Source organism: Streptomyces sp. AN091965, assembly GCF_022698285.1.
Classification (GTDB): domain Bacteria; phylum Actinomycetota; class Actinomycetes; order Streptomycetales; family Streptomycetaceae; genus Streptomyces.
This window is the reverse complement of sequence record NZ_JALDMY010000001.1, coordinates 5,934,409-5,955,066: the sequence shown is the minus strand read 5'-3', so window position 1 is coordinate 5,955,066 and position 20,658 is coordinate 5,934,409. Positions and strand designations below refer to the sequence as shown.

23 protein-coding genes, 1 pseudogene and 1 riboswitch are annotated in these 20,658 nt (G+C 72.2%); of the genes and pseudogenes, 17 read left to right on the top strand and 7 right to left on the bottom strand.

All coding sequences use genetic code 11. The features are described from left to right. Nucleotides 1-42: 42 nt before the first annotated feature. Genes MQV74_RS25440 through MQV74_RS25430 form a run of 3 tightly spaced genes read left to right on the top strand, consistent with a single transcriptional unit; the run spans nt 43 to nt 2,298 of the window. Complete coding sequence (locus tag MQV74_RS25440; protein ID WP_242721523.1) at nt 43-699, top strand: RNA polymerase sigma factor; 657 nt, start codon at nt 43-45, stop codon at nt 697-699. Then, nucleotides 692-1,672 carry a hypothetical protein gene (locus tag MQV74_RS25435; protein WP_374120684.1) on the top strand — a complete coding sequence of 327 codons (981 nt, stop codon included), beginning with the start codon at nt 692-694 and terminating at the stop codon, nt 1,670-1,672. Before MQV74_RS25440 ends, MQV74_RS25435 begins: the two co-directional genes overlap by 8 nt. Continuing rightward, on the top strand, nt 1,639-2,298 hold the full coding sequence (locus MQV74_RS25430; RefSeq protein WP_242721520.1) for a hypothetical protein: 660 nt from the start codon (nt 1,639-1,641) through the stop codon (nt 2,296-2,298). Before MQV74_RS25435 ends, MQV74_RS25430 begins: the two co-directional genes overlap by 34 nt. A gap of 13 nt (nt 2,299-2,311) precedes the next feature. On the opposite strand, the gene glyA is transcribed toward MQV74_RS25430, so the two are convergent. Further along, nucleotides 2,312-3,616: a serine hydroxymethyltransferase gene (gene glyA, locus MQV74_RS25425; RefSeq protein ID WP_242721517.1), complete on the bottom strand. Its 1,305-nt coding sequence runs from the start codon at nt 3,614-3,616 to the stop codon at nt 2,312-2,314. Between the two features lie 41 nt (nt 3,617-3,657). Continuing rightward, a riboswitch (ZMP/ZTP riboswitch) is annotated at nt 3,658-3,748 on the bottom strand. Between the two features lie 171 nt (nt 3,749-3,919). Between glyA and rocD the strand changes: the two genes are divergently transcribed. Further along, the gene (rocD, locus tag MQV74_RS25420; protein ID WP_242721514.1) at nt 3,920-5,122 is read left to right on the top strand and encodes an ornithine--oxo-acid transaminase; all 1,203 of its coding nucleotides are present in this window, start codon (nt 3,920-3,922) and stop codon (nt 5,120-5,122) included. Here rocD and MQV74_RS25415 read toward each other — a convergent pair. Further along, nucleotides 5,119-9,060 carry an ATP-binding protein gene (locus MQV74_RS25415; protein WP_242721511.1) on the bottom strand — a complete coding sequence of 1,314 codons (3,942 nt, stop codon included), beginning with the start codon at nt 9,058-9,060 and terminating at the stop codon, nt 5,119-5,121. The two genes, rocD and MQV74_RS25415, sit on opposite strands and share 4 nt — an antisense overlap. Nucleotides 9,061-9,359: 299 nt before the next feature. Here MQV74_RS25415 and MQV74_RS25410 point away from each other — a divergent pair, with 299 nt between their 5' ends. The 5 genes from MQV74_RS25410 to MQV74_RS25390 all read left to right on the top strand — a co-directional run bounded on the left by MQV74_RS25410 (nt 9,360) and on the right by MQV74_RS25390 (nt 13,293). Then, nucleotides 9,360-10,379 (top strand): NADP-dependent oxidoreductase, encoded by a 1,020-nt coding sequence (locus tag MQV74_RS25410; RefSeq protein WP_242721508.1) that lies wholly within the window; start codon nt 9,360-9,362, stop codon nt 10,377-10,379. Continuing rightward, nucleotides 10,379-11,020, top strand: coding sequence for an NAD(P)H oxidoreductase (locus tag MQV74_RS25405; protein ID WP_242721505.1), 642 nt, complete (start codon nt 10,379-10,381; stop codon nt 11,018-11,020). Before MQV74_RS25410 ends, MQV74_RS25405 begins: the two co-directional genes overlap by 1 nt. 150 nt (nt 11,021-11,170) lie before the next feature. Next, nucleotides 11,171-12,088 carry a polysaccharide deacetylase family protein gene (locus MQV74_RS25400; protein WP_242721503.1) on the top strand — a complete coding sequence of 306 codons (918 nt, stop codon included), beginning with the start codon at nt 11,171-11,173 and terminating at the stop codon, nt 12,086-12,088. Nucleotides 12,089-12,359: 271 nt separating this feature from the next. Beyond that, nucleotides 12,360-12,806 carry a hypothetical protein gene (locus MQV74_RS25395; protein ID WP_242721500.1) on the top strand — a complete coding sequence of 149 codons (447 nt, stop codon included), beginning with the start codon at nt 12,360-12,362 and terminating at the stop codon, nt 12,804-12,806. Nucleotides 12,807-12,945: 139 nt separating this feature from the next. Next, nucleotides 12,946-13,293 carry a hypothetical protein gene (locus MQV74_RS25390; RefSeq protein ID WP_242721496.1) on the top strand — a complete coding sequence of 116 codons (348 nt, stop codon included), beginning with the start codon at nt 12,946-12,948 and terminating at the stop codon, nt 13,291-13,293. 52 nt (nt 13,294-13,345) lie between these two features. On the opposite strand, the gene MQV74_RS25385 is transcribed toward MQV74_RS25390, so the two are convergent. The 5 genes from MQV74_RS25385 to MQV74_RS25365 form a co-directional block, all read right to left on the bottom strand. Then, nucleotides 13,346-13,813, bottom strand: coding sequence for a hypothetical protein (locus MQV74_RS25385; protein WP_242721493.1), 468 nt, complete (start codon nt 13,811-13,813; stop codon nt 13,346-13,348). Between the two features lie 81 nt (nt 13,814-13,894). Beyond that, a complete protein-coding gene (locus MQV74_RS25380) occupies nt 13,895-14,128 on the bottom strand; it encodes a DUF397 domain-containing protein (RefSeq protein ID WP_242721490.1) in 234 nt (77 codons plus the stop codon). A 96-nt stretch (nt 14,129-14,224) separates the two neighbouring features. After that, nucleotides 14,225-15,058, bottom strand: a complete 834-nt coding sequence (locus MQV74_RS25375) for a helix-turn-helix domain-containing protein (protein ID WP_242721487.1) — start codon at nt 15,056-15,058, stop codon at nt 14,225-14,227. After that, nucleotides 15,048-15,572, bottom strand: coding sequence for a DUF6879 family protein (locus MQV74_RS25370; protein ID WP_242721484.1), 525 nt, complete (start codon nt 15,570-15,572; stop codon nt 15,048-15,050). Before MQV74_RS25370 ends, MQV74_RS25375 begins: the two co-directional genes overlap by 11 nt. Further along, the gene (locus MQV74_RS25365) at nt 15,556-15,765 is read right to left on the bottom strand and encodes a hypothetical protein (RefSeq protein WP_242721481.1); all 210 of its coding nucleotides are present in this window, start codon (nt 15,763-15,765) and stop codon (nt 15,556-15,558) included. The genes MQV74_RS25370 and MQV74_RS25365 overlap by 17 nt, the downstream gene beginning before the upstream one ends. 249 nt (nt 15,766-16,014) lie before the next feature. Here MQV74_RS25365 and MQV74_RS25360 point away from each other — a divergent pair, with 249 nt between their 5' ends. The 8 genes and pseudogenes from MQV74_RS25360 to MQV74_RS25325 all read left to right on the top strand — a co-directional run. Beyond that, on the top strand, nt 16,015-16,851 hold the full coding sequence (locus tag MQV74_RS25360; protein ID WP_242729114.1) for a helix-turn-helix domain-containing protein: 837 nt from the start codon (nt 16,015-16,017) through the stop codon (nt 16,849-16,851). Then, entirely contained in the window at nt 16,848-17,075 is a 228-nt protein-coding gene (locus tag MQV74_RS25355; RefSeq protein WP_242721478.1) for a DUF397 domain-containing protein, read from the top strand. Before MQV74_RS25360 ends, MQV74_RS25355 begins: the two co-directional genes overlap by 4 nt. A gap of 116 nt (nt 17,076-17,191) precedes the next feature. Next, nucleotides 17,192-18,082, top strand: coding sequence for a hypothetical protein (locus MQV74_RS25350; RefSeq protein ID WP_242721475.1), 891 nt, complete (start codon nt 17,192-17,194; stop codon nt 18,080-18,082). Nucleotides 18,083-18,168: 86 nt separating this feature from the next. Continuing rightward, the gene (locus tag MQV74_RS25345; protein WP_242721472.1) at nt 18,169-18,402 is read left to right on the top strand and encodes a hypothetical protein; all 234 of its coding nucleotides are present in this window, start codon (nt 18,169-18,171) and stop codon (nt 18,400-18,402) included. After that, on the top strand, nt 18,383-18,907 hold the full coding sequence (locus MQV74_RS25340; RefSeq protein WP_242721469.1) for a DUF6879 family protein: 525 nt from the start codon (nt 18,383-18,385) through the stop codon (nt 18,905-18,907). The genes MQV74_RS25345 and MQV74_RS25340 overlap by 20 nt, the downstream gene beginning before the upstream one ends. A gap of 17 nt (nt 18,908-18,924) precedes the next feature. Further along, the gene (locus MQV74_RS25335; protein WP_242721465.1) at nt 18,925-19,773 is read left to right on the top strand and encodes a helix-turn-helix domain-containing protein; all 849 of its coding nucleotides are present in this window, start codon (nt 18,925-18,927) and stop codon (nt 19,771-19,773) included. Between the two features lie 104 nt (nt 19,774-19,877). Beyond that, on the top strand, nt 19,878-20,102 hold the full coding sequence (locus tag MQV74_RS25330) for a DUF397 domain-containing protein (RefSeq protein WP_242721450.1): 225 nt from the start codon (nt 19,878-19,880) through the stop codon (nt 20,100-20,102). Between the two features lie 9 nt (nt 20,103-20,111). Then, nucleotides 20,112-20,579: pseudogene (locus tag MQV74_RS25325) on the top strand (hypothetical protein); the annotation flags it as partial. Between the last annotated feature and the right edge of the window lie 79 nt (nt 20,580-20,658).

Here is a 20,658-nt window from a genome sequence, read left to right as displayed (position 1 = left end):
CACGGGTGGGAACCGATGCGGGCCGGGCGGTGTACCAAAGATGTGAGTGCACGGGGGAAGGCTCTGGAAGCGGCTCCGGGGCGGACGACGGGGCGGGCGCTGGAGGGGGACGGCATCGGCGTCGACGAGGCGGCGGTCATCGCGCGCGTGCGCGCCGGGGAGGCGGAGGCGTACGCCGAGCTGGTACGTGCCTTCACCGGCATGGCGCTCAGGGCCGCGACCGCGCTCGGCGCGGGCGCCGACGCCGAGGACGTGGTGCAGCAGTCCTTCTTCAAGGCGTACCGCGCCCTGGGACGCTTCCGGGACGGCTCGGCGTTCAAGCCGTGGCTGCTCGCGATCGTGGCCAATGAGACGAGGAACACAGTGCGTTCGGCGGCGCGGCGCCGCTCGGTGACGGTCCGCGAGGCCGCGCTCACCGAGCCGGAGCCGCTGATACCGGAATCGGCGGACCCGGCGGTCGCGACCCTGGAGCGCGAGCGCCGGGCCGCGCTCCTCTCCGCCCTCGACGGCCTCAGCGAGCACCACCGCCTGGTCGTCACCTACCGCTATCTCCTCGACATGGACGAGGAGGAGACGGCCCAGGCCCTCGGCTGGCCGCGCGGCACGGTCAAGTCCCGGCTGAGCAGGGCGCTGCGCAGGCTGGAGCGGCTGGTGCCGGCGGCCTCGGCGGAGCGGACGGGAGGTGAGGGGCGTGGCTGAGCCGGAGCGCGAGCGCCCCGAGCGCCCGGGACAGGACCGGGCGGACTGGGGTGTTCCGGTGGACGGGGAGCTGCCCGAGGAGCTGCGGGCGCTGGGCCGGGCGCTCGACCGGCCGGAGAGCGGCGAGACGATGGTCGAGCGGGTCCTGGCCCAGATCATCGCCGAGGGCGCGCTGGTGCGGCGCCCCGGCCCCGGGGACCGGCTCCGCGAGGCCGCGCGGCGCCTGCGGCGGGCCCTGCGGGCGCGCCGCGGGGCCGTCGCCGCTGCGGTGTGCGGGCTGCTCGCGGTCCTCGCGCTGACGCCGCCGGTGCGGGCCGCCGTCGTCGACTGGTTCGACTTCGGCGGCGTCGAGGTGCGGTACGACCCCTCGCCGCCGCCGCGCTCCGGGGGCCCGCCCGGCTGCGGCGGGCCGCCGGTGTCCTTGGCGCGGGCCGCCCGCGAGGCCGGGTTCCGGCCCGTGGTGCCCCGGGCGCTGGGCGCGCCGGACGCGGTGACGGTCACGCCTGCGCCGCGCGGCCGCTCCCTGATCACCCTGTGCTGGCACGCGGAGGGCGGGCGCACGGTCCGCCTCGACCAGTTCCCGGCGCCCCTCGACCCCGGCTTCACCAAGCTGATCAAGGGCGACCCCGAGTGGGCGGACCTGGGCGGCGGCGCCCCGGCCCTGTGGTTCTCGCGCCCGCACCGCCTGGAGTTCTGGCTGCGGGACGCCTCCGGCGGGCGGTGGTCCCGCTCGGTGCGGACGGCGGGCCCGACGCTCCTGTGGACCGACGGCCGGAGGCTGACGCTGCGCCTTGAGGGCGTGCCCTCGAAGCGCCGGGCGATGGAGGTGGCGAGATCGGCCGGGCCGGAAGGGAACCCGCCGCGGTCGGCCGGTGTACCAGAAGTGAAGTGCGACGGCGGCGCGGAGAGCCCGCGCCCACGAGCCACAGGGGGCCGGACATGCGCATCCGAAGGAGCACGGCGAGGCGACTGACGAAGACGGGAGTGCTGCTGATCGTGGCTTGGTTCGTGGCGCTGTTCCTGGGCACACCCAGCGCGTCGGCGGGCGGCCCGACCAGCGTGCTGATCACCTCCCCGGAAAGCACGGAGTCGGCCTCCTTGTACTACGCCGACGGGGAGTACGGCCGCCTGGAGTCCCTCCTGGGCCAGTCCGCCCGGGGCACCCGCGAGCGCCCGCCGGGCCTGGGCGTGGGCACGGGCCGCCAGATCAACGTCACCTGGCTGATCCACGACGTGCGCCCCTGGCGGGTGGACCGCGTGTACCCCGAAGGGAAGGGCCCGATCTGGATCCACACCAGCACGGACGTGGACTCGATGAGGGGCACCTGGCACAAGGCGGAGCGCCCCGGCGCCCTGCGCGCCCTCCTCAAGTCCCTCCACGTCCTGGGCAAGCAGTCCGACGACGGCTATGCGGGCATCCCCCCGGCCGACCCGGCCGGGTCCCGGTCCCCCGCCGGGGCCCCCGTCCCCGCCACTGCCGGGCAGCCCGATGCCGACACGGCCTGGGGCCGGTCCTGGGTGATACCCAGCGCGGCAGCGGGGGCCCTGGCGGGCGCGGCGGCGACGCTCGTGTACCAGCGCCGGACCGCGTCCGCCTGAGCCGACCGCGGGGTCAGCCCGTGGGCAGCCCGGGCGCCGGGTACGCGGCCATCAGCTCGGCCACCTCGCCGCGCACCTTCGCCAGCGCGTCCTCGTCCCCGGTCCGCGCCGCCTGGACGCCTCGGTCCACCCACTCCGCGACGGCCGCCATGTGCTCCGCCCCGAGCCCACGGGACGTCAGGGAGGGGGTCCCGATCCGCACCCCGGAGGGGTCGAAGGGCTTCCGGGTGTCGAAGGGCACCGTGTTGTAGTTGACGACGATCCCGGCCCGGTCGAGGGCCTTCGCCGCGACCTTGCCCGGCACGTCCTTGGGTGTGAGGTCCATCAGGATCAGATGGTTGTCCGTACCGCCGGAGACGAGGTCGAAGCCGCGGGCGAGCAGCGCCTCGGCGAGGGCCTTGGCGTTGGTGACGACGGCGTGGGCGTAGTCGCGGAAGGACGGCTGCGCGGCCTCGTGCAGGGCCACGGCGATCGCGGCGGTGGTCTGGTTGTGGGGCCCGCCCTGGAGCCCGGGGAAGACGGCCTTGTCGATGGCCTTGGCGTGCTCCGCGCGGGCGAGCAGCATCGCCCCGCGCGGCCCGCGCAGCGTCTTGTGGGTGGTCGTGGAGACCACGTCGGCATAGGGGGCGGGCGAGGGGTGGGCGCCGCCCGCGACGAGCCCGGCGATGTGCGCGATGTCGGCGACGAGCACGGCCCCGGCCTCGCGGGCGATCTCGGCGAAGGCGGCGAAGTCGATGGTGCGGGGCAGCGCGGTGCCGCCGCAGAAGATCAGCTTGGGCCGTTCCTTGAGGGCGAGTTCACGGACGGCGTCGAGGTCGATGTGCCCGGTGTCCTCGCGGACGCCGTACTGCACTCCGCGGAACCAGCGGCCGGTGGCGGAGACGCCCCAGCCGTGGGTGAGGTGGCCGCCCATCGGCAGGGCCATGCCCATGACGGTGTCGCCGGGCTCGGCGAAGGCGAGGTAGACGGCGAGGTTGGCCGGGGAGCCGGAGTAGGGCTGGACGTTGGCGTGGTCGGTGCCGAAGACGGCCTTGGCGCGGGCGACGGCGAGGCGCTCGACCTGGTCGATGTTCTGCTGGCCCTCGTAGTAGCGGCGGCCGGGGTAGCCCTCGCTGTACTTGTTCTGGAGGACGGTGCCGGAGGCTTCGAGGACGGCGGCGGAGACGTAGTTCTCGCTGGGGATGAGGCGCAGGGTGTCGGCCTGGAGCTGTTCCTCGGCGGTGACGAGGGCGGCGAGCTCGGGGTCGGCGGCGGTGAGCGCCGGGTGCCGCGGTGCGGGAGAAGGCACGGCGGAAGGGGAAGGAGAAGAGTGACTCATGGCGTCCTCCGGGGCGAGCGGTGATGTGTCCGGTCGTGGTCCCGGGGTGCCCAGGCGGGCGGCACCTCGAAGGTTCTGCCTCGCACGGCTTCCTCAGGGTCGATTCCCTGTGCGCCAGTCGCCGCGCTGTGGAAACCAGCGTAACGGTCAGGCCACCGTGTCAGGGTTCGCGTGCGGGGCGAGCGACGATAGGTATTGGGCCACGAACCCGCTCTGTCCCCTACGACACGCGAGAGCCTCCTTGCGCCGTTAGTAGCCGTAGGAATCGCACGACGACGTGCGAACGTGAGAAACGGAGACCCCGTGACTGCTACGGAAGACCTCATCGCCTCGGCCGAAGCGCACAGCGCGCACAACTACCACCCCCTGCCCGTCGTCGTCGCGTCGGCACAGGGCGCGTGGATGACGGACGTCGAGGGCCGCCGGTACCTCGACATGCTCGCCGGTTATTCGGCACTCAACTTCGGCCACGGCAACCCGCGTCTCATCGAGGCCGCCAAGGAGCAGCTGGGGCGGGTGACACTGACGTCACGCGCGTTCCACCACGACCGTTTCGCGGAGTTCTGCGCACGGCTCGCCCGGCTGTGCGGCAAGGAGATGGTGCTGCCGATGAACACGGGCGCGGAGGCCGTGGAGACGGCGGTGAAGACCGCCCGGAAGTGGGGCTACCGCGTCAAGGGCGTGCCCGAGGGCCGGGCCCGCATCGTGGTGGCGGCGAACAACTTCCACGGCCGGACGACGACGATCGTCAGCTTCTCCACGGACCCCGAGGCCCGTGCGGACTACGGCCCGTACACGCCGGGCTTCGACATCGTGCCGTTCGGTGATCTGGGGGCGCTGCGGGACGCCGTCACCGAGGACACGGTGGCGGTGCTCATCGAGCCGGTCCAGGGCGAGGCGGGCGTGCTCGTGCCGCCGCCCGGCTATCTCCCGGGGGTGCGGGAGCTGACGCGCGAGCGCGGGGTGCTGTTCGTCGCGGACGAGATCCAGTCGGGGCTCGGCCGCACGGGGCGGACCTTCGCGTGCGAGCACGAGGACGTGGTGCCGGACGTGTATCTGCTGGGCAAGGCGCTGGGCGGCGGTGTGGTGCCGGTGTCGGCGGTGGTGGCGGACGCGGACGTGCTCGGGGTGTTCCGGCCGGGTGAGCACGGTTCGACGTTCGGCGGCAATCCGCTGGCGTGCGCGGTGGGCCTGGAGGTCGTCGCGATGCTGGAAACGGGCGAGTTCCAGCAGCGGGCGACGGAGCTCGGCGAGCATCTGCACGCGGAGCTCGGGCTGCTCGCGGGCTCCGGGAAGGTGGTGGAGGTGCGCGGGCGCGGCCTGTGGGCGGGTGTCGACATCGACCCGTCGCACGGCACGGGCCGGGAGATCTCCGAGAAGCTGATGGAGCGCGGTGTCCTGGTGAAGGACACCCACGGCTCGACGATCCGGATCGCTCCCCCGCTGGTGATCAGCAAGGAGGACCTGGACTGGGGGCTCGACCAGCTCCGGGCGGTGCTCGGCTAGCCGCCGACGGCGGGGGGCGGTGCCGCCGCCCCCCGTGCGCGGTGCGCGTCGGCGGCGCTGTCGAAGGCGGTGTGGAAGGCGCTGTCGAACGCCTCGGTGCCGAGGGCGGTGCGGCAGCGGGCCGTGGCCCGGTCGACGTCGGCGCGCTCGGCCTCCGGCAGCGGGGTGCCCTCGGCGGCGCGGAGCGCGGCGGCCCGGCCGAGGAGCCCGGCGGCCTCCGGGTGGGCGCCCGCGAGGGAGCGGGCGCCCGCGAGGCCTTCGAGGGCGAGGGCGACGGCGCGGTTGTCGCCGGTGGCGCGGGCGGCGTCGAGGCCCTCGCGGTGGAGGTGCTCGGCGCGGGTGGCGTCGCCGCGCTGTTCGGCGGCGTAGCCGAGTTGGGCGAGGATCAGGGCGGCGCCGGAGCTGATGCCGAAGCGGCGGTTGAAGTCGAGCCAGGGCAGCAGGAGGCGTTCGGTGGCGTCCAGGTCGCCGCGGCGGCGGGCGCCGAGGGCGAGACCGGTCTCGGCGAACTGCTGGGCGGGCCGGTGGGACTGGCGGGCGGCCAGCCGGGCGGCGCGTTCGTGGTGGTCGGTGGCGCGGGTGTCGTCACCGGTGAGCAGGGCGAGGCGGCCGAGCCGGGAGAGGCGGAAGGAGACCTCGGTCCAGAGTTCCAGTTCCTCGGCGCCGCGGGCGCCCTCGTGCTGGAGCCGGGCGGCCTCGTCGTAGTCGGCGGTGATCTCGGCGAGCACGCCGAGCTGTTCGGAGGACTGCAACTGCCCCCAGCGGTCGCCCAGTCCGGCGAAGAGGCCGGCGGCGCGGGCCGCGTCGCGGCGCAGCACCGCGAGGTCGCCCGCGTACAGGGCGCGGGTGGCGCGGGTGCTGAGCGCGGCGGCCTCGCCCCAGCGGTCGCCCGCCGTGCGGAACTCGGCGAGGAGCGCGTCGACGCGCTCCCCTTCCTCCGGGGTGCGGTCGAAGCCGCAGCGGGCGAAGGCGAGCAGCCAGCGGGAGCGGGCGCCGGCGCCGTCGGTGCCGTGGGCGCAGCCGGAGCCGTGCGCGCAGGCGTCCTCCCCGGCGAGGAGCGAGAAGGCGCCCCGCGCGGCGGAGGCAGAGGCCCGCGCGCGCCCGTGCCCGGCGGGCAGGCTCAGGGCGAGGACGAGCGAGCGGATGGCTTCGGTGAGGCGGCCGCGCAGATACCAGTACCAGGTCAGGGAGTTGACGAGGCGCAGCGCGAGCGCGGTGTCGGCCTCGGCGGCGGCCCAGTCGAGGGCGGCGCGCAGATTGACCGTCTCGGCGTCGAGGCGGCGCAGCCAGTGCCGCTGGTCGGGGCCGTGCAGGGCGGGGGCGGCGCGTTCGGCGAGGTCGGCGTAGTGGTGGGCGTGGCGGCGGGCCATGACCTTCGACTCTCCCGCCTCGGCGAGACGTTCGAGGCTGTACGCGGCGACGGACTCGAGGAGGCGGTGCCGGACAGGGCCGCCGCCGTCGGGGCCGGGGCCGGGGCCCGCGGTCGCGAGGAGGGAGCGGTCGACGAGCCGGGCGACAAGGTCAAGCACGAAGCCGCCCCCGGCTTCCGGGCCGTCCCCCGCCCTCGGGTCCCCCCAGTCCTGCGACTCGCCCCCGACCTCCGGGCCATGCCCGAACACCGGGTCGCCCCCCGCCTCCGGGCCACCCCAGCCGTGCGACTCGCACCCGGCCTCCAGGGCACGCCCGGCCTCCAGGCCACCCCAGGACTGCGACTCGCCCCCGACCTCCGGGGCACGCCCGAACACCGGGTCGCCCCCCGCCTCCGGGCCACCCCAGGACCGCGGCTCACGCCCGGTCTCCAGAGCGCCCGCCACCGAGCCGCCCCAGACCTGCGGCTCGTCCACGGCCCGCGTGCCGCCCCCGGCCTGGGGCTCATTCACGGCCCGCGCCCCGTCCCCTGCCTCCAGGGCACCCCTGACCTCCGAGGCACGCCCCGACGCCGGGTCGCCCCAGACCTGTGGTTCGCTCCCCGCCCGGGTCCCTTCCCCGGCCCCGCCCAGGACGGCCTCCGCGCTTTCCAGGGTGAACCCGCCTCGGAAGACGGCCAGTTGGCGCAGGGCGCGGCGCTCGGGCGCGGAGAGGAGCTCCCAGCTCCAGTCGATCATCGCGCGCAGGGTGCGCTGGCGGGCCGGGGCGTCGCGGCGTACCTGGCTGAGGAGGCGGAAGCGGTCGTGCAGACGGTCGGCGAGGGCGTGTACGCCGAGGGCGCGCACGCGGGTCGCGGCGAGTTCCACGGCGAGGGGGATGCCGTCGAGACGGCGGCAGATGAGGGCGACGGCCGCACGGTTGTCGTCGTCCAGGACGAAGCCGGGGGCGGTGGCCGCGGCCCGCTCGGCGAACAGACGCACCGCCTCGTCCTCCCCGAGGGGCGCGACGGCCTCCAGGGATTCGCCGGTGAGCGCGAGGGGTTCCTGGCTGGTGGTGAGGACGCGGAGGCGCGGGGCGTGGCGCAGCAGGTGGGCGACGAGGTCGGCGGTGGCGTCGAGGACGTGCTCGCAGTTGTCGAGGAGGAGCAGCGCGTGGCGCGCGGCGAGGGCCCGGGTGAGATGCGCCTGCCGGGGGTTGCCCGCGCCTGCGCCCGAGCCGGAGCCGGAGCGTGCGTCCGAGCCGGAGCTGGGGCCTGAGCCTGCACCTGCACCTGCGCCTGCGCCCGAGCCGGAGCGTGCGTCCGAGCCGGAGCAGGGCCCTGAGCCGAGGCCTGAGCCTGGGCCGGAGCCGGGGCCTGGGCCGGAGCCGGGGCCGGAGCCGGAGCCGGGGCCGGAGCCGGAACCTGCGCCTGCGTCTGCGCGCGCGTCCGTTCCCGGGGCCGTGCCCTCGTCCGGTCCTTCCGGTTCCCTCTCCCCCTCGAACGCCTGGCGGGCAGCGTTGTCCTCGCGGACTCCCACCGCCGCCGCGACCGCCTCCAGGACGCCGTCCCCGGTCGTTCCGGCCAGTTCGACCAGCCAGACGCCGTCGGGGAAGTCGTCCACGAGGTCCGCGGCGGCCTCCAGGGCGAGGCGGGTCTTGCCGACGCCGCCGGGGCCGGTGAGGGTCACCAGGCGTTCGCGGCGCACCAGTTCGCGGACGCGGGCCACGGCGTCGGCGCGGCCCACGAGGTGCGTGGTGGCGGCGGGGAGGTTGGTGCGCGGCGGCGCCAGGACGGCAGGCGCGGCGGCGGGCGGAGCGACGACCGGGGCGGTGGCCGTGGCGGTGGGCGGGGCCGCGAGGGCCGGGTCCTGGCGCAGGATCGCCCCGTGCAGGGCGGCGAGTTCGGGGCCCGGGTCGGTGCCGAGGTCGTCGGCGAGGCGGGTGCGCAGGTCCTGGTAGGCGGCCAGGGCCTCGCTCGGGCGGCCCGCGCGGTAGAGGGCGCGCATGTGGGCCGCGCGCAACCTCTCGCGCAGCGGTTCGCGGGCCACCAGGTCGGCGAGGTCGTCGGCCAGCAGGGCGTGCTCGCCGAGCGCGAGGCGGGCCTCCGCCAGGGTCTCCTGGGCGGTGAGCCGCTGCTCCTCCAAGCGGGCGGCGGCGGCCCGGGTGAAGTCCGCGTCACGGAAGTCGGCGTAGGCGGGGCCGCGCCAGAGGGCCAGGGCGTCGGTCAGGAGTGCCGCCCGGTCGCGGGGGCCCGTCTCCGCGCGGTACGCCCGTGCCGTGAGGGTCTCGAAGCGGGCCGCGTCCGTGGCGTCGTCGGCCAGGCTCAGCCGGTAGCCCGCGGGGCCGTACGCCACGGTGTCGCGGCCGATGGCCCGGCGGAGCTGGGAGACCTTGGTCTGGAGGGAGTTGGCGGGGTTGGCCGGGAGCTTTCCGGCGCCCCACAGGTCCTCTACGAGGGTGTCCGCGGGGACGGGGTGCCCGGTGCGGGCGAGCAGGGCGGCGAGGAGGGCCCGCACCTTCGGTTCCGGCACCGGTAGGTGGGCGCCGTCGTCGCCACGTACTGCCAGGGGGCCCAGCACCTCGAATCGCATGCGGCAACGGTACGTGGGCCCTGCCGGGGGGCTCCCCAAGCCCGCCCCTTCCCGAAACCGGGGGCTCCGCCCCCGGACCCCCGCTTTTCGGCGCTCCGCGCCTCGTCCTCGAACTCCCCCAAGCTTTCAAGGAGCAGGGGCCCCTCGACGGGCTGAACCACAGCCGCTCGCGGCACCATCCAGCGTGCAGGCCCGTGCGTGACTCGTCAGTGGTTCGTGCGCGGCCGCAGGCAGGGTGGCTCTCGTGAACAGGGCAGCCGCCCCGGACACACCACCCACCACCACCGGAGGAGCCCGCCATGCCCAGGTCCAAGGAAATCCGTCTCGCCGCCCGCCCCGAGGGCACCCCCCGCCCCGCCGACTTCGCCCTCGCCACCACCGAGCTCCCCGACACCGCCCCGGAAGGGAAGTTGCTGGTCCGGAACCTGTGGATGTCCGTGGACCCGTACATGCGCGGCCGCATGGACGACGCGCCGTCGTACATCCCGCCGTTCGAGCTCGGCGCCCCGCTGGAGGGGAGCGCGGTCGGTGAGGTCGTGGCGTCGGGGTCGCCGGACGTTCCGGTCGGCGCGACGGTCACGCACTTCGCCGGCTGGCGGGAGTACGCCGTCGTCGACGCGGCCGCCGCGACGGTCGTCGACACCGCGCTCGCCCCGCCGTCGGCGTACCTGGGGGCGCTGGGCGCGACCGGCCTGACGGCGTACGCGGCGCTGACGCGCACCGCCCCGGTCCGCGAGGGCGACGTCGTGTTCGTCTCGGCCGCCGCGGGAGCGGTGGGCAGCGTGGCGGGCCAGGTGGCGCGGGCGCTCGGCGCGTCCCGGGTGATCGGTTCGGCGGGCGGTCCGGAGAAGACGAAGAAGCTCCTGGACACCTTCGGGTTCGACGCCGCGATCGACTACCGGCAGGGCGGGCTGCCCGAGCAGCTGGCCGAGGCCGCCCCGGACGGCATCGACGTGTACATCGACAACGTGGGCGGCGACCACCTCCAGGCCGCGATCGGGGCCATCCGCCGGGAGGGCCGCATCGCGATGGTTGGCGCGATCAGCACGTACAACGACACGGATCCGGTGGCGGGCCCGGACAACCTCTTCCAGGCCGCGAAGCAGGAGGCGTCTCTGCGCGGCATGCTCGTGACCAGCCACCTCGACCTGTTCCCGGAGTGGACGGGCCGGGCGGCGGCGATGCTCGCGGACGGTTCGCTGCGGACCGAGCGGACCGTCGTGGACGGGATCGAGCGGGCGCCCGAGGCGTTCCTCGGCGTGCTGCGGGGCGCCAACACCGGCAAGATGCTGGTCCGCCTCGCCGCCGGGGCCGAGTGATGGCCACGGTGCTCGTCGTCACCGGGCATCCGCGCACCGACTCGCTCACCGCCGGGCTCGCCCGGCACGCCCGGGACCGCCTCACCGCCGAGGGCCACGCCGTTGACCTCCTCGATCTGGCGGCGGAGGGCTTCGACCCCCGGATGACGCCCGAGGACGAGCCCGACTGGGGCGACCCGCACAAGGCGTACTCGCCCGAAGTGCAGGCCCATATGCGGCGGGTGGCGGCCGCCGACGCGATCGTGGTCGTCTTCCCTGTGTGGTGGTTCGGCCTCCCGGCGCTGCTCAAGGGCTGGATCGACCGGGTGTGGAACCACGGATTCGCGTACGGTCGGCGCCGGGGCGAGAGCCCGCTCGCGCGGACGCGGATGCTGTGGTTCGGCCTGACGGCGTACGGGCGGGCGGAGTTCGTGGACGCGGGCTGGGAGGAGACGGTGACGCACGTGCTGCGCACGGGGATCTCCGCGTACTGCGGGATCGCGCCGGAGCGGTCGTCGGTGCGGTACGTGTACGGCTCGCTGACGGCGGGGGCGGGCGCGTTCGAGGTCCTCGACGCGGCGCTGGACGAGCTCCTCCCGATGGACGCGGCGGAACCGGGCGGGCTCCTCCCGCCCCGGGAGCCCGCCGACCGTATCGCGTGACGGGCGTATCGCGTGACGGGCGTCACATCCAAGATCGCCTTGACCTTCACACCAGTGTGAGGGTTCGACCATGAGGTCACGCAGGCGGGAGGGAAACACCGCAGGCGGCGGCCCCGCGGGCCGCTCGGGCCACTTCAGAGGGTGATTGTGATGGACAACGAACTCTACGACTACAGCCCCATCGTCGAGCGCGAGCCGCTCCACTGGCCGGAAGGCAAGCGCGTCGCCTTCTACATCGGCCTGAACGTGGAGCACTTCGAGATCGGCAAGCCCTCCACGAGCGTCTACCCGGGCACCGCGGAGCTCACCCCCGACCCGCTCAACCACGGCTGGCGCGACTACGGGGCGCGGGTGGGCTTCTGGCGCACCCTGGAGACCCTGGACCGGCACGGGGTGCGCGCCAGCGTCCTGCTCAACTCCGACGTCGGCGACCGCTATCCGCAGATCGTCGAGGCGGGCCGGGAGCGGGACTGGGCGTGGCTCGCGCACGGCAGGACCAACTCGGTCCTGCACACCGGGATGACGGAGGACGAGGAGCGCGCGTCCCTCAAGGACATCGTCGAGACGATCGAGCGCACGACGGGGACGCGGCCGCGCGGCTGGATGGGCCCCGGCCTGACCGAGACCCACCACACCCCGCGGCTGCTCAAGGAGCTGGGTCTCGACTACGTACTGGACTGGACGGCCGACGACCAGCCGTTCGCCCTGAACGTGCCGGGCGTGCTGAGCGTGCCGTACACGGTGGAGCTGAACGACATCGGCCTGTTCGTCAGCAAGAACACGCCGGGGCCCGACTTCGTGCAGATGCTGAAGGACCAGGTCGACCAGTTGCACGCGGAGGCGGAGGCCACGGACAGCGGGCGCGTCATGCCGCTGGCCCTGCACCCCTTCGTCATCGGCCAGGCATTCCGCGCCAAGTACCTGGACCAGGCTCTTGAGTACATCGTGAACCACCCCGGGGTGTGGGTGACGACGTCGGACGAGATCGCGGAGCACTACCGCTCGACGCGGACCGACAGCACGGACAGCACGGACAGCACGGACAGCACGGACAGCAAGGACGCGTGACGGGGCACAAGCACGGGGGTGCGGCAGGAGCCTTCGACGGTCATCAGGGCGGCTGGGAACTTCCCGGCCGCCCTGACCCGTTTCGCCCCCGCACTGGCCGGATTGCGGCCATAGGCAATGTTTTCGCAAGGAAGACCGATTGGTCCGAGCCGTCTTGAGCTTGGCGATATCTGGTGGTGTGTCAAAACCGGGAGTGCGGTGAGGGTGGGACCCGCCCCCGACGGCGTCCCGCCTCGCGGGGAAGCGGACTGCGAGAGAGGAAGTGCTGACCATGCCTCCGATCCCGATCAAGCCCGGCATCTACAAGATCCACGCCCACATCATCGGCCCGTCGGCCCTGGTCACCGCGACGGAGCACGCCGTCAACCACGGCGCCCCCGTCATCACCGACCGGCTCAACCCCCTGCCGATCGAGCAGGAGTGGCTGATCGAGCCCGCCGAGCCGATCCCCGGCGCGCCCTATGTGATCCGACTCGCCCAGCACGTGGAGGCGGGCCTGTTGATCGCCGACGACAGGCTCTACGTGAACGCCGTTCCGCGCGACGCGCTGGCGAAGTTCACGTTCGAGACCGTCATCGGCGGCGTCAAGATCCTCTCCGACAAGGGTCTGGCCCTGCGCGCCAACCACCGCGGCGCGCAGATCACGCTGGTGGAGCCGAAGCCCGAGTTCCAGGAGACGTGGACGCTGGAGTTCGTGAGCCCGGGCGGCGAGGAGTAGCACCGGACGTACGACGAGCGCCGCCCGCGCGCAGGCGTGCGCGCGGGCGGCGCGCACCGGGCCTTCCCGCTCCGCCCTCCCGGCCACCCAGGGACGTACTCCCTGGCCGCGCCCGCCCCTCGCGCGCAACCGTTGCCCCATGACCACCACACGCATGGAAGCGCCGCGCCGCCGCCTGGGCCGACTGGCCCTGGTCTCGGGCGCCGCGCTCGCACTGTTCGCCGCGCTGCCCATGAGCAGCGCCTCGGCCGCCGCCAGCGGCACGTTCTACTACGAGTCGGCCACGGCGGGGAGCCAGCGGATCGTCGACCCGCCGCTCCACCAGTGCATGACCCTCTTCCACGCGACCGGCGCGTCGAACCAGACCAACGCCACCGCCAGGGTCTACTTCGACGGCAACTGCGAGAGGGAGTGGGGCAGCCTCCAGCCCGGCCAGTACTCCAACAACTTCGGCGCGAAGCTGTACAGCGTGCAGTTCGGCAGCTAGCCCTCCCGAACCCCCACACGACGGCGGGGCCTCCCCTTCCGGGCCCCGCCGTTCAGCCGAGCGGGCACGCCAGCCGAGGCAGGGCCCGGTTCGGGGAGCAGCAGAGCAGGGCCAGGGACAAGAATCCGGGGCGCTCCAGATAGAAACCGTGCGAGACGTCGCCGCCCCCGTCGAGCCGGTCCGCGGCCGACTCCACGATCCCCGACAGCCGTACGCCGTCCCGATGCGCCTCCGCGTCGAAGCGCGGTGCATACTCCGCCAGGCGCTCCCCCAGCCAGACCGCGGCTCCGTCCGGCCGCTCCCACGTTCCCCGGACCAGCTTCCCCGGCTTGATCAGCCAGTAGGCCGTCTCAAGGGGCGGCAGGTCCACGACGGGGAACTCGGCCTTCACTTCCCGGTACCGCGCGATCAGCTCCGGCCGGCCGTCGCCCGGCGGCGGCTCCGGGTGAGTTGGCCGCCGCAGTGCCTCGTCGTCGAACCGAGCCTTCGGACCGGCCCAGAGATACCCGTGATGGTGCAAGGGACTTTTCCCTTCGGGAAGTTCAGAGGACGTGCCTCCGCCCCGCCGCCGACACTGGCGGGGCGGAGGCACATCCGACCGTCAGGCCGAAAGCCCGAACCGGGCCGGGTCGATACCGGCCGCGTCCAGTTCGGCGGTGGTGAACCTCAGCGGCTCCGCGCCGGGCCGCTTGCTGTCGCCCAGGGCCCAGGCATCCGGGCCGATCTTCGCGAGCGTCACGCAGGACTCGCCGTCCGGGTGTGTGTTGCTACCACAGGCCTTCACGAACACGGAGCCTTCGATGGTGAGCGTGTACAGATGGGTTCCATTCTGCATCGGTACGCCTTCCTGATCGCCCAACGGGTCGTCGTGGACAATCCTCGGACCAGCAGCGTGGGAACTCCAGCGATATCGGCGTTGCGGGGTAGACGATCACGGGCGGTAGATTTTGGCCCACTCACCGAGCACACCTCTGGCATCTTCACCGAACAGCGCATGGCGCTCGTAAAGGTCGAATACTTCAAGATGTTCTGCGATGTCTCTGGGGTCTTGGAACACGATGCGTCCCGTGAAGGTCTCGACGGTTGCCAGACGTTGGTCGTAGACCGTGAACGTATTCATCGGACCGCGCTCAACGATCTCCCCCAGTGGGATGACCCCAATACGCACGTTCGGGAGCCGGGACACTGATACCAGGCGGTCGATCTGTACGGCCATGGCCACAGGCGGGACCACGGCCCATTTCACGGCTTGCTCGGTCAACAGGAACGTGAACCGTTTCGCGGTGTCATAGAGAACCGCTTGCCGCTCCAACTTCCTGGCCACGGTCTTGGAGATGCCCACCGGCGAATGGCCAAGGCTGGCCCTGATGTACTCAGGTGTGGCCAGGAGCCCCGTCACCATCGCGGGCAGGAAGTAGCGCAGCGTCGTGGCTTCGGCTTCGAGGCCGGACAGCTCCGCCTGGCGCTTCTCCAACCCCGTCCGCCACAGGGCGCGCTTGCTCTCCCATTCCGTACGGGCGAGCCGCGCCAGGGCGACCGCTTCCGCCACGAGTTCCGGAGGCACGTCCAGGGCTCTGAGGATCAGCTCGACATCAACGAGGCCCGGTGTGATGCGGCCGGTCTCGATGTTGCTGAGCTTGGTCTGGGACATGTTGCAGCGCCGAGCGAGCCAGACCTGCGTACGGCTGGCTCGCTTGCGCATGGTGCGGAGCGTCTCCGCCAGGTCGGCCCTCGACTGGCCCAGTTGCCCCGGATCAAACGTCAAGGCCCTTCACGTACTCCTCGAATGGCACGGCGTGATCCAGAGCTACGCGCTTCCACTCCCGGTAGGGGGCGGGGTCGCCCGCGTAGGACTCGCGATTGATCTGGGTGCCGTCCGGGCGGAAATTCAGATGGGCTATGAGGGTTTCGTCGAACATCCACCAGTCACGCCCGGAGAGCGGCAGGCCGTGGTCGTCCCGCGTCACGTCCAGCACGCGGATGTCCTCACCGGCCGCGATGTTGCCGGGAATGCCCCATGCGAATTGGTATCTCTGGTATTCCGTGAGCGGCTGGCTCACGATGCGGACCCGGCCGATACGCCTGCCGGACTCCACGTATCCGCGTACCCGCTCATGCCAGCGCGCATTGTGGTCGGCTGGCTTCTCCTCGCCGCGCAGGAAGCGGCCCACGTTCTCCTGCTCCCTGGGCATGGTGTAACTGGGCTGCGCCTCGAAACGCCATGCTTCCCGTTCGAAGGCGTCGAAGAACCGGCGCCAGGCCTCACCATCCAAGAGCACGGACAGCCTCCCTCAGTACGTGCTCGGGGATCTCCACCAGACCCTCACCGACGGAGGGCGAGAACGCGTCCGACACATTCCCCTGAACGATGAATGAACCACTCCTGGTGCGGTAGACATTCGGGCAATCGTCGTCATCACATTCGGGTCCGTCGACCGCGCCGGTAAGGCGGGTCAGTCCCTCACGCGCCATCGTGCGCCTCCTCCGATGCAGAGCCCACCCCTGCCGTGGAGGACCGTAGGGCGGCGGCAGGTGCCCGGTCCATGGCGCATCGCCGATATTCGCGTTGTCGGGTAGACGATCTCCGGGCCCCACCCGGCTCGCGCACCGGTTCGGGTGATTTCTCGCTGGGTGTGACTGCGCGTCGCCGCCCGGTCCTAGGCTCGGCGGCGACTACGCCCGTACGGCCCCGGGAGGTGTGCCTTGGACGGTAACGAGGAGATGGACGAGGTCGGTTGGGAGGTCGATGCCGATGGCGAGTCCATCGCGATCGCCGAACTCATCGGCCGCCAGATCAAGTTGTGGCGCGAGGCCGCGGGGCTTCGGGTCGTCGAGTTCGCCGACCTCATGGGGTACGGGGAGAACCTGATCCATAAGGTGGAGCGGGGGGCCCGGATCCCCCGCCCCGAGTTCCTGGAGCGGGCCGACGAGGTGCTTCACGCCAGCGGGCACCTCAAGGCGCTCAAGAAGGACGCGGAGAAGGCCCGGTACCCGAAGAAGGTCCGAGATCTGGCGAAGCTGGAGGCACAGGCGGTTGAGCTGTGCGCGTACAACAACTCAGTGATCCATGGGTTGTTGCAGACGGAGGAGTACGCGCTGTCTGAGGTTCAGAACCGGCAACCCCCCTTGCCGGAGCGCGAAGTGGAGCGACGCGTCGCGGGTCGCATGGCGCGCCAGGAGATCGTGAACGACGAGTCGGGACTGCCTGTTTTCGGCTTCGTACAGTGCGAGTCGACTTTGCGTCGGGCCAACGGGGGAAGGATGGTGATGCGCAGGCAGCTCGAACATCTGTTGGAGGTCGGGCAGTTGCGGAACGTGTCCATCCAAGTCCTGCCGCTGGAAAGCGAGGAGAACGCCGGGCTGAGCGGCCCCCTCACCGTGTTCAAGCTCAAGGACGGAAGCACTATGGGACACCTCGAAGTCCAACTCATCAGCCGACTTGTCTCCGATCCGCGCGACCTCCACACCCTCGAAATGCGCTATGGCATGATCCGGGCGCAGGCTCTCACGCCTCGGGAGTCACGGGCCTTCATCGAGAAAGTGCGGGGAGAGACATGACACTGGAGTGGTTCAAGAGCAGCTACAGCACCGCCGACGAGCCCGAGTGCGTCGAGGTGGCCTGGCGCAAGAGCAGCTACAGCACAGCGGACGGCCCCGAGTGCGTTGAAGTCGCCCCCACCCCCTCCGCCGTCCACGTCCGCGACTCCAAGGACCCCGACGGCCCCCGCCTCACCGTCACCCCCGCCGCCTGGGCGGACTTCATACGTCACCCCATCAAGTGACGTTCCGTACACGACAGTTGATGTACGGTTACGACGACTAAGCGGCCCCCGCGCTGGCGGCAACCAGCAGCGAGGGCCTTCACGCCGAGTGCCAAGGACCAAAGGAGCACCCGACAATGCTGCGCCATGCTATCGCGCCCACCCGCTTCTTCAGCCAGGTGTCGAACGAGATCATCCGCCATCCCCGGCTCTCGTCGGACGCAGTTCGACTCCTCACCTGGCAGCTCTCCCTCCCGCAAGGGGAGGACGAGGCCCTCTCCGTCACCGCGCAGAAGGCGGGCATCCGGCGCGCCGGATTCAACCGCGCCAAGCGGGAGTTAAAGGACGAGGGCTACCTCCACGAGTGGCGCGTACAGGGTTCGCGGGGCCGCTGGTGCACCCTCCAGCTCATCTCGAACGTTCCGCTGTCGCCGGAGCAGGCCACCGCCGTGCGGGGCGGGGACGTCCGGCGCGGCCGGGCCGACGACTCCGGTACGCCTCCGATTGACCAGCAACCGGCCATCGGCGGGCCAGCAGGCCGGGACGTCGGCGGTCCTCCAAACCAAACACCCCCGGTGAACACCCCCCAACCTTCCGCGCCCGCAGCCGAGGTGCCGGAGGCGCGGCGCCTCATCCAGGAACTCCCCAGCCTCGACCCGCGCCTCCGCGTCCCGCGCGGCATGCTGCCCCAGCTCACCGACCTCGCCGGGCAGTGGCTGGCGCTCGGCCACACCCCGGACGGCGTACGGGACGAAATCCGCCGGAACCTGCCCCCGGTCATCCACAAGCCCGGCGGCCTCGTGCGGCACCTGCTCAGCGACCCGCCACCGCCCCGCCCGGAGCGGCCGCAGGTCGCCGCGCTGCGGGAGTGCGCGGGCCCGCATCCACAGCCGCTGGTCTTCCGCCCGGTGGCCGGAGAGGACCGCTGCGGAAGCTGCCGCCAGGACAGCGCGGCCCACCAAGCCGCCGCCCGGACCACCGCACGAGGCGCCCTGGCCGCCCGCACGGCCCTGCACGGGGCGCGATAGCCGGGCGCGTGTACCCACTTGACGGAGCGGCGAGTCCGCACGATGGTCGTGCAACCAGACGCAACGCCTCGGCAACGGAGGTCGCCATGGCATTACGGTTCGTCGGTAAGGACCCGGAGTCCGGAGATCACGGCTCTCCGGCAGTGTGGGTCGACGAGGTGACGAAGGACCTCGTCATCCAGGGGTGGCGCGCGGACGACCGGACGACCCGTGCGAGCGCGCAGGACGTCGCGATCCTCAGTCATGAAACAGTGGTGCGCGTACCGAAGCGTATGGTCCCGCTCCTCAGGGAGGCACTTGATGTCGCAGAGCTTGACTAGCTTTGCCGACCTGCTGCGGACCACCGAGCGATCGGCTGTCCACCTGGAGCTGCGTGATTCCTACAGCGTGGAGAACGAGACCGAGTCATTCGACGCATGGCGCAACGGCCATCGCCTGGAGCCCGCGGACCGCGCCTCGTGGTGGCGGCCCTGGCTCGACCTCGTGCAGGAAGTCACGCGCAAGGGCGTGACGATGCGGCGTGCCCGGATCGTCTCCGAGCCCGTGAGCGAGTACATCCGGTACGAGCACTCCGGCACGTTCACGAACATCGCCGCGGGCGAGGAGATCCGTTGGCTGCCCCGGCGCGAAGCGTCGGGCCTCGCCCTGCCCGGTAACGACTTCTGGCTCTTCGACGGCCAAGTGGTGCAGTTCAACGTCTTCGACGGCGACGGCCAGTGGGTCCACACCGATCAGACCCAGGACCCAGCCGTGGTCCGGCTCTGCTCCACGGCGTTCGAAGCAGTCTGGGAGCAGGCGGTCCCTCACGAGAAGTACACCGTCTGACCTCGCCCACCCGTCCCATGTCCTCGTCCCAGCTCTCCAGCGCCCACGCGGCACGTGCCGCCGTCGCGGCCCGTCTCCACGGCATCATGCGGAGCGCGGGTCTCACCGGCCATGAACTGGCTGTCCAGTGCGGCTGGCACAAGTCCAAGTCGTCGCGTATCGCACGCGGCAAGACACCACCCTCGGCCGCTGACATCCGGGCGTGGTGCACGGCCTGCGGGGCGGAGGAGCAGATCGCCGATCTCGTCGCGGCGGCACACAACGCCGAGTCCATGTACGTGGAGTGGCGTCAGTTGCACCGCGACGGGATGCGCCGCGTCCACGAGCAGACCGTGCCGCTGTACCGACGGACCCGGCACTTCCGTGTCTACGCCTCGAACGTCATCCCCGGCATGCTCCAGACCGCCGAGTACGCCACCGGCCTCCTGCGGTCCATCACCGATTTCCAGGGCACGCCCGACGACGTGGACGAAGCCGTGCAGGCCCGCCTCGCCCGCTCCCGCGTCGTCCAGGCAGGCGATCACCGTTTCGCGCTGCTGCTCGAAGAGGCGGTCCTGTACTACCGCGTGGCGGACGACGCGGCGATGGCCGGGCAACTGGGGCACCTGCTGGCCGTGATGGCCCGGCCGAACGTGTCCGTCGGAGTGATTCCGTTCCAGGCCCGCCGCACTGTCTGGCCCCTCGAAGCGTTCTACGCCTTCGACGGCGCGCAAGTAGCGGTGGAAACGCTGACGGCGGAGATCAACGTCACGGCACCCGGTGAGATCCGCACCTATCTGAAGGCCTTTGGAGAGCTGTCGAAGATCGCGGTGCTCGGTGCCGAGGCCCGGGCACGCATCACGACGGCCATCAGCGCCCTCGGGTGAATTCGTGCAACCACGTGCAACTTCCTGGGAGTTGCCTCCCCTGCCTTCCTAGCGTGGAGGGCAGACGGCCTGCCCAAGGCCGTACGACGAACGGGAGGCACCTCATGGCGGACGCCCACGACCTGTACGCACTCGACATCTCCCACGCGGTCTTCGCATCGGCGTGCGGCGGCCCCTGCACCGAAGGGTGCGTGACCCTGGCCAGGATCGGCCCCGATGTCTGGGCGCTGGGCGACGACAAGCGACCGGACCAGGCCCCGTTGCGGTTCACCACGGCCGAATTGGACGCGGCCGGTATCGACCCGGCACGGTTCGGTCTGTCGGCCTGATCCCCGTCCATGCACCACCACGGGTACCTGTGGGTCGGCCCGAAGGCGCGCTTCGACGACGAGGCTCTGCGGCGGCCGCCGCACCCCGACCCGCCCCCGGGCGACGCTCGTCCGGAGCTGGTGCGCCGGTATCGCGAAGTGGCGGCCGAGTTCCCTGTCGTCGATCTGCCGCCGCTGGAAACGGCGTACTGGCTGGTCAAGCCCCATACCCTCGTCAGAGGGTCCTGGGCCGACCCGCAGGAGGCCGCTTCCTGGCTCGGAGAGCAGCTGGGCGCGTACGCGCACCGCTTCGCTTCCGGTGCCGAACGGACACGGAACACGATGCATGTGGCAGGCGTCGTCCGGTCCGCCGCCGAGCGGTTGGGGTGGGGTGGAGACGTGGCCCTGGGCTTCTATCTCGACCACCCGGCGTTCCTGTCCCTCACTCTGGTCAGCTGTTCTCCGCATCACAGTCGGCCAGAGCTTGGCTGCCCCCTGGGCCCGGGCGGCGGTATAGGTTTCTCTACCCCCGCCCCGGGTGCCCGCCGGAGTGAGTTCGGGCCGTGGCGCTTCTAGC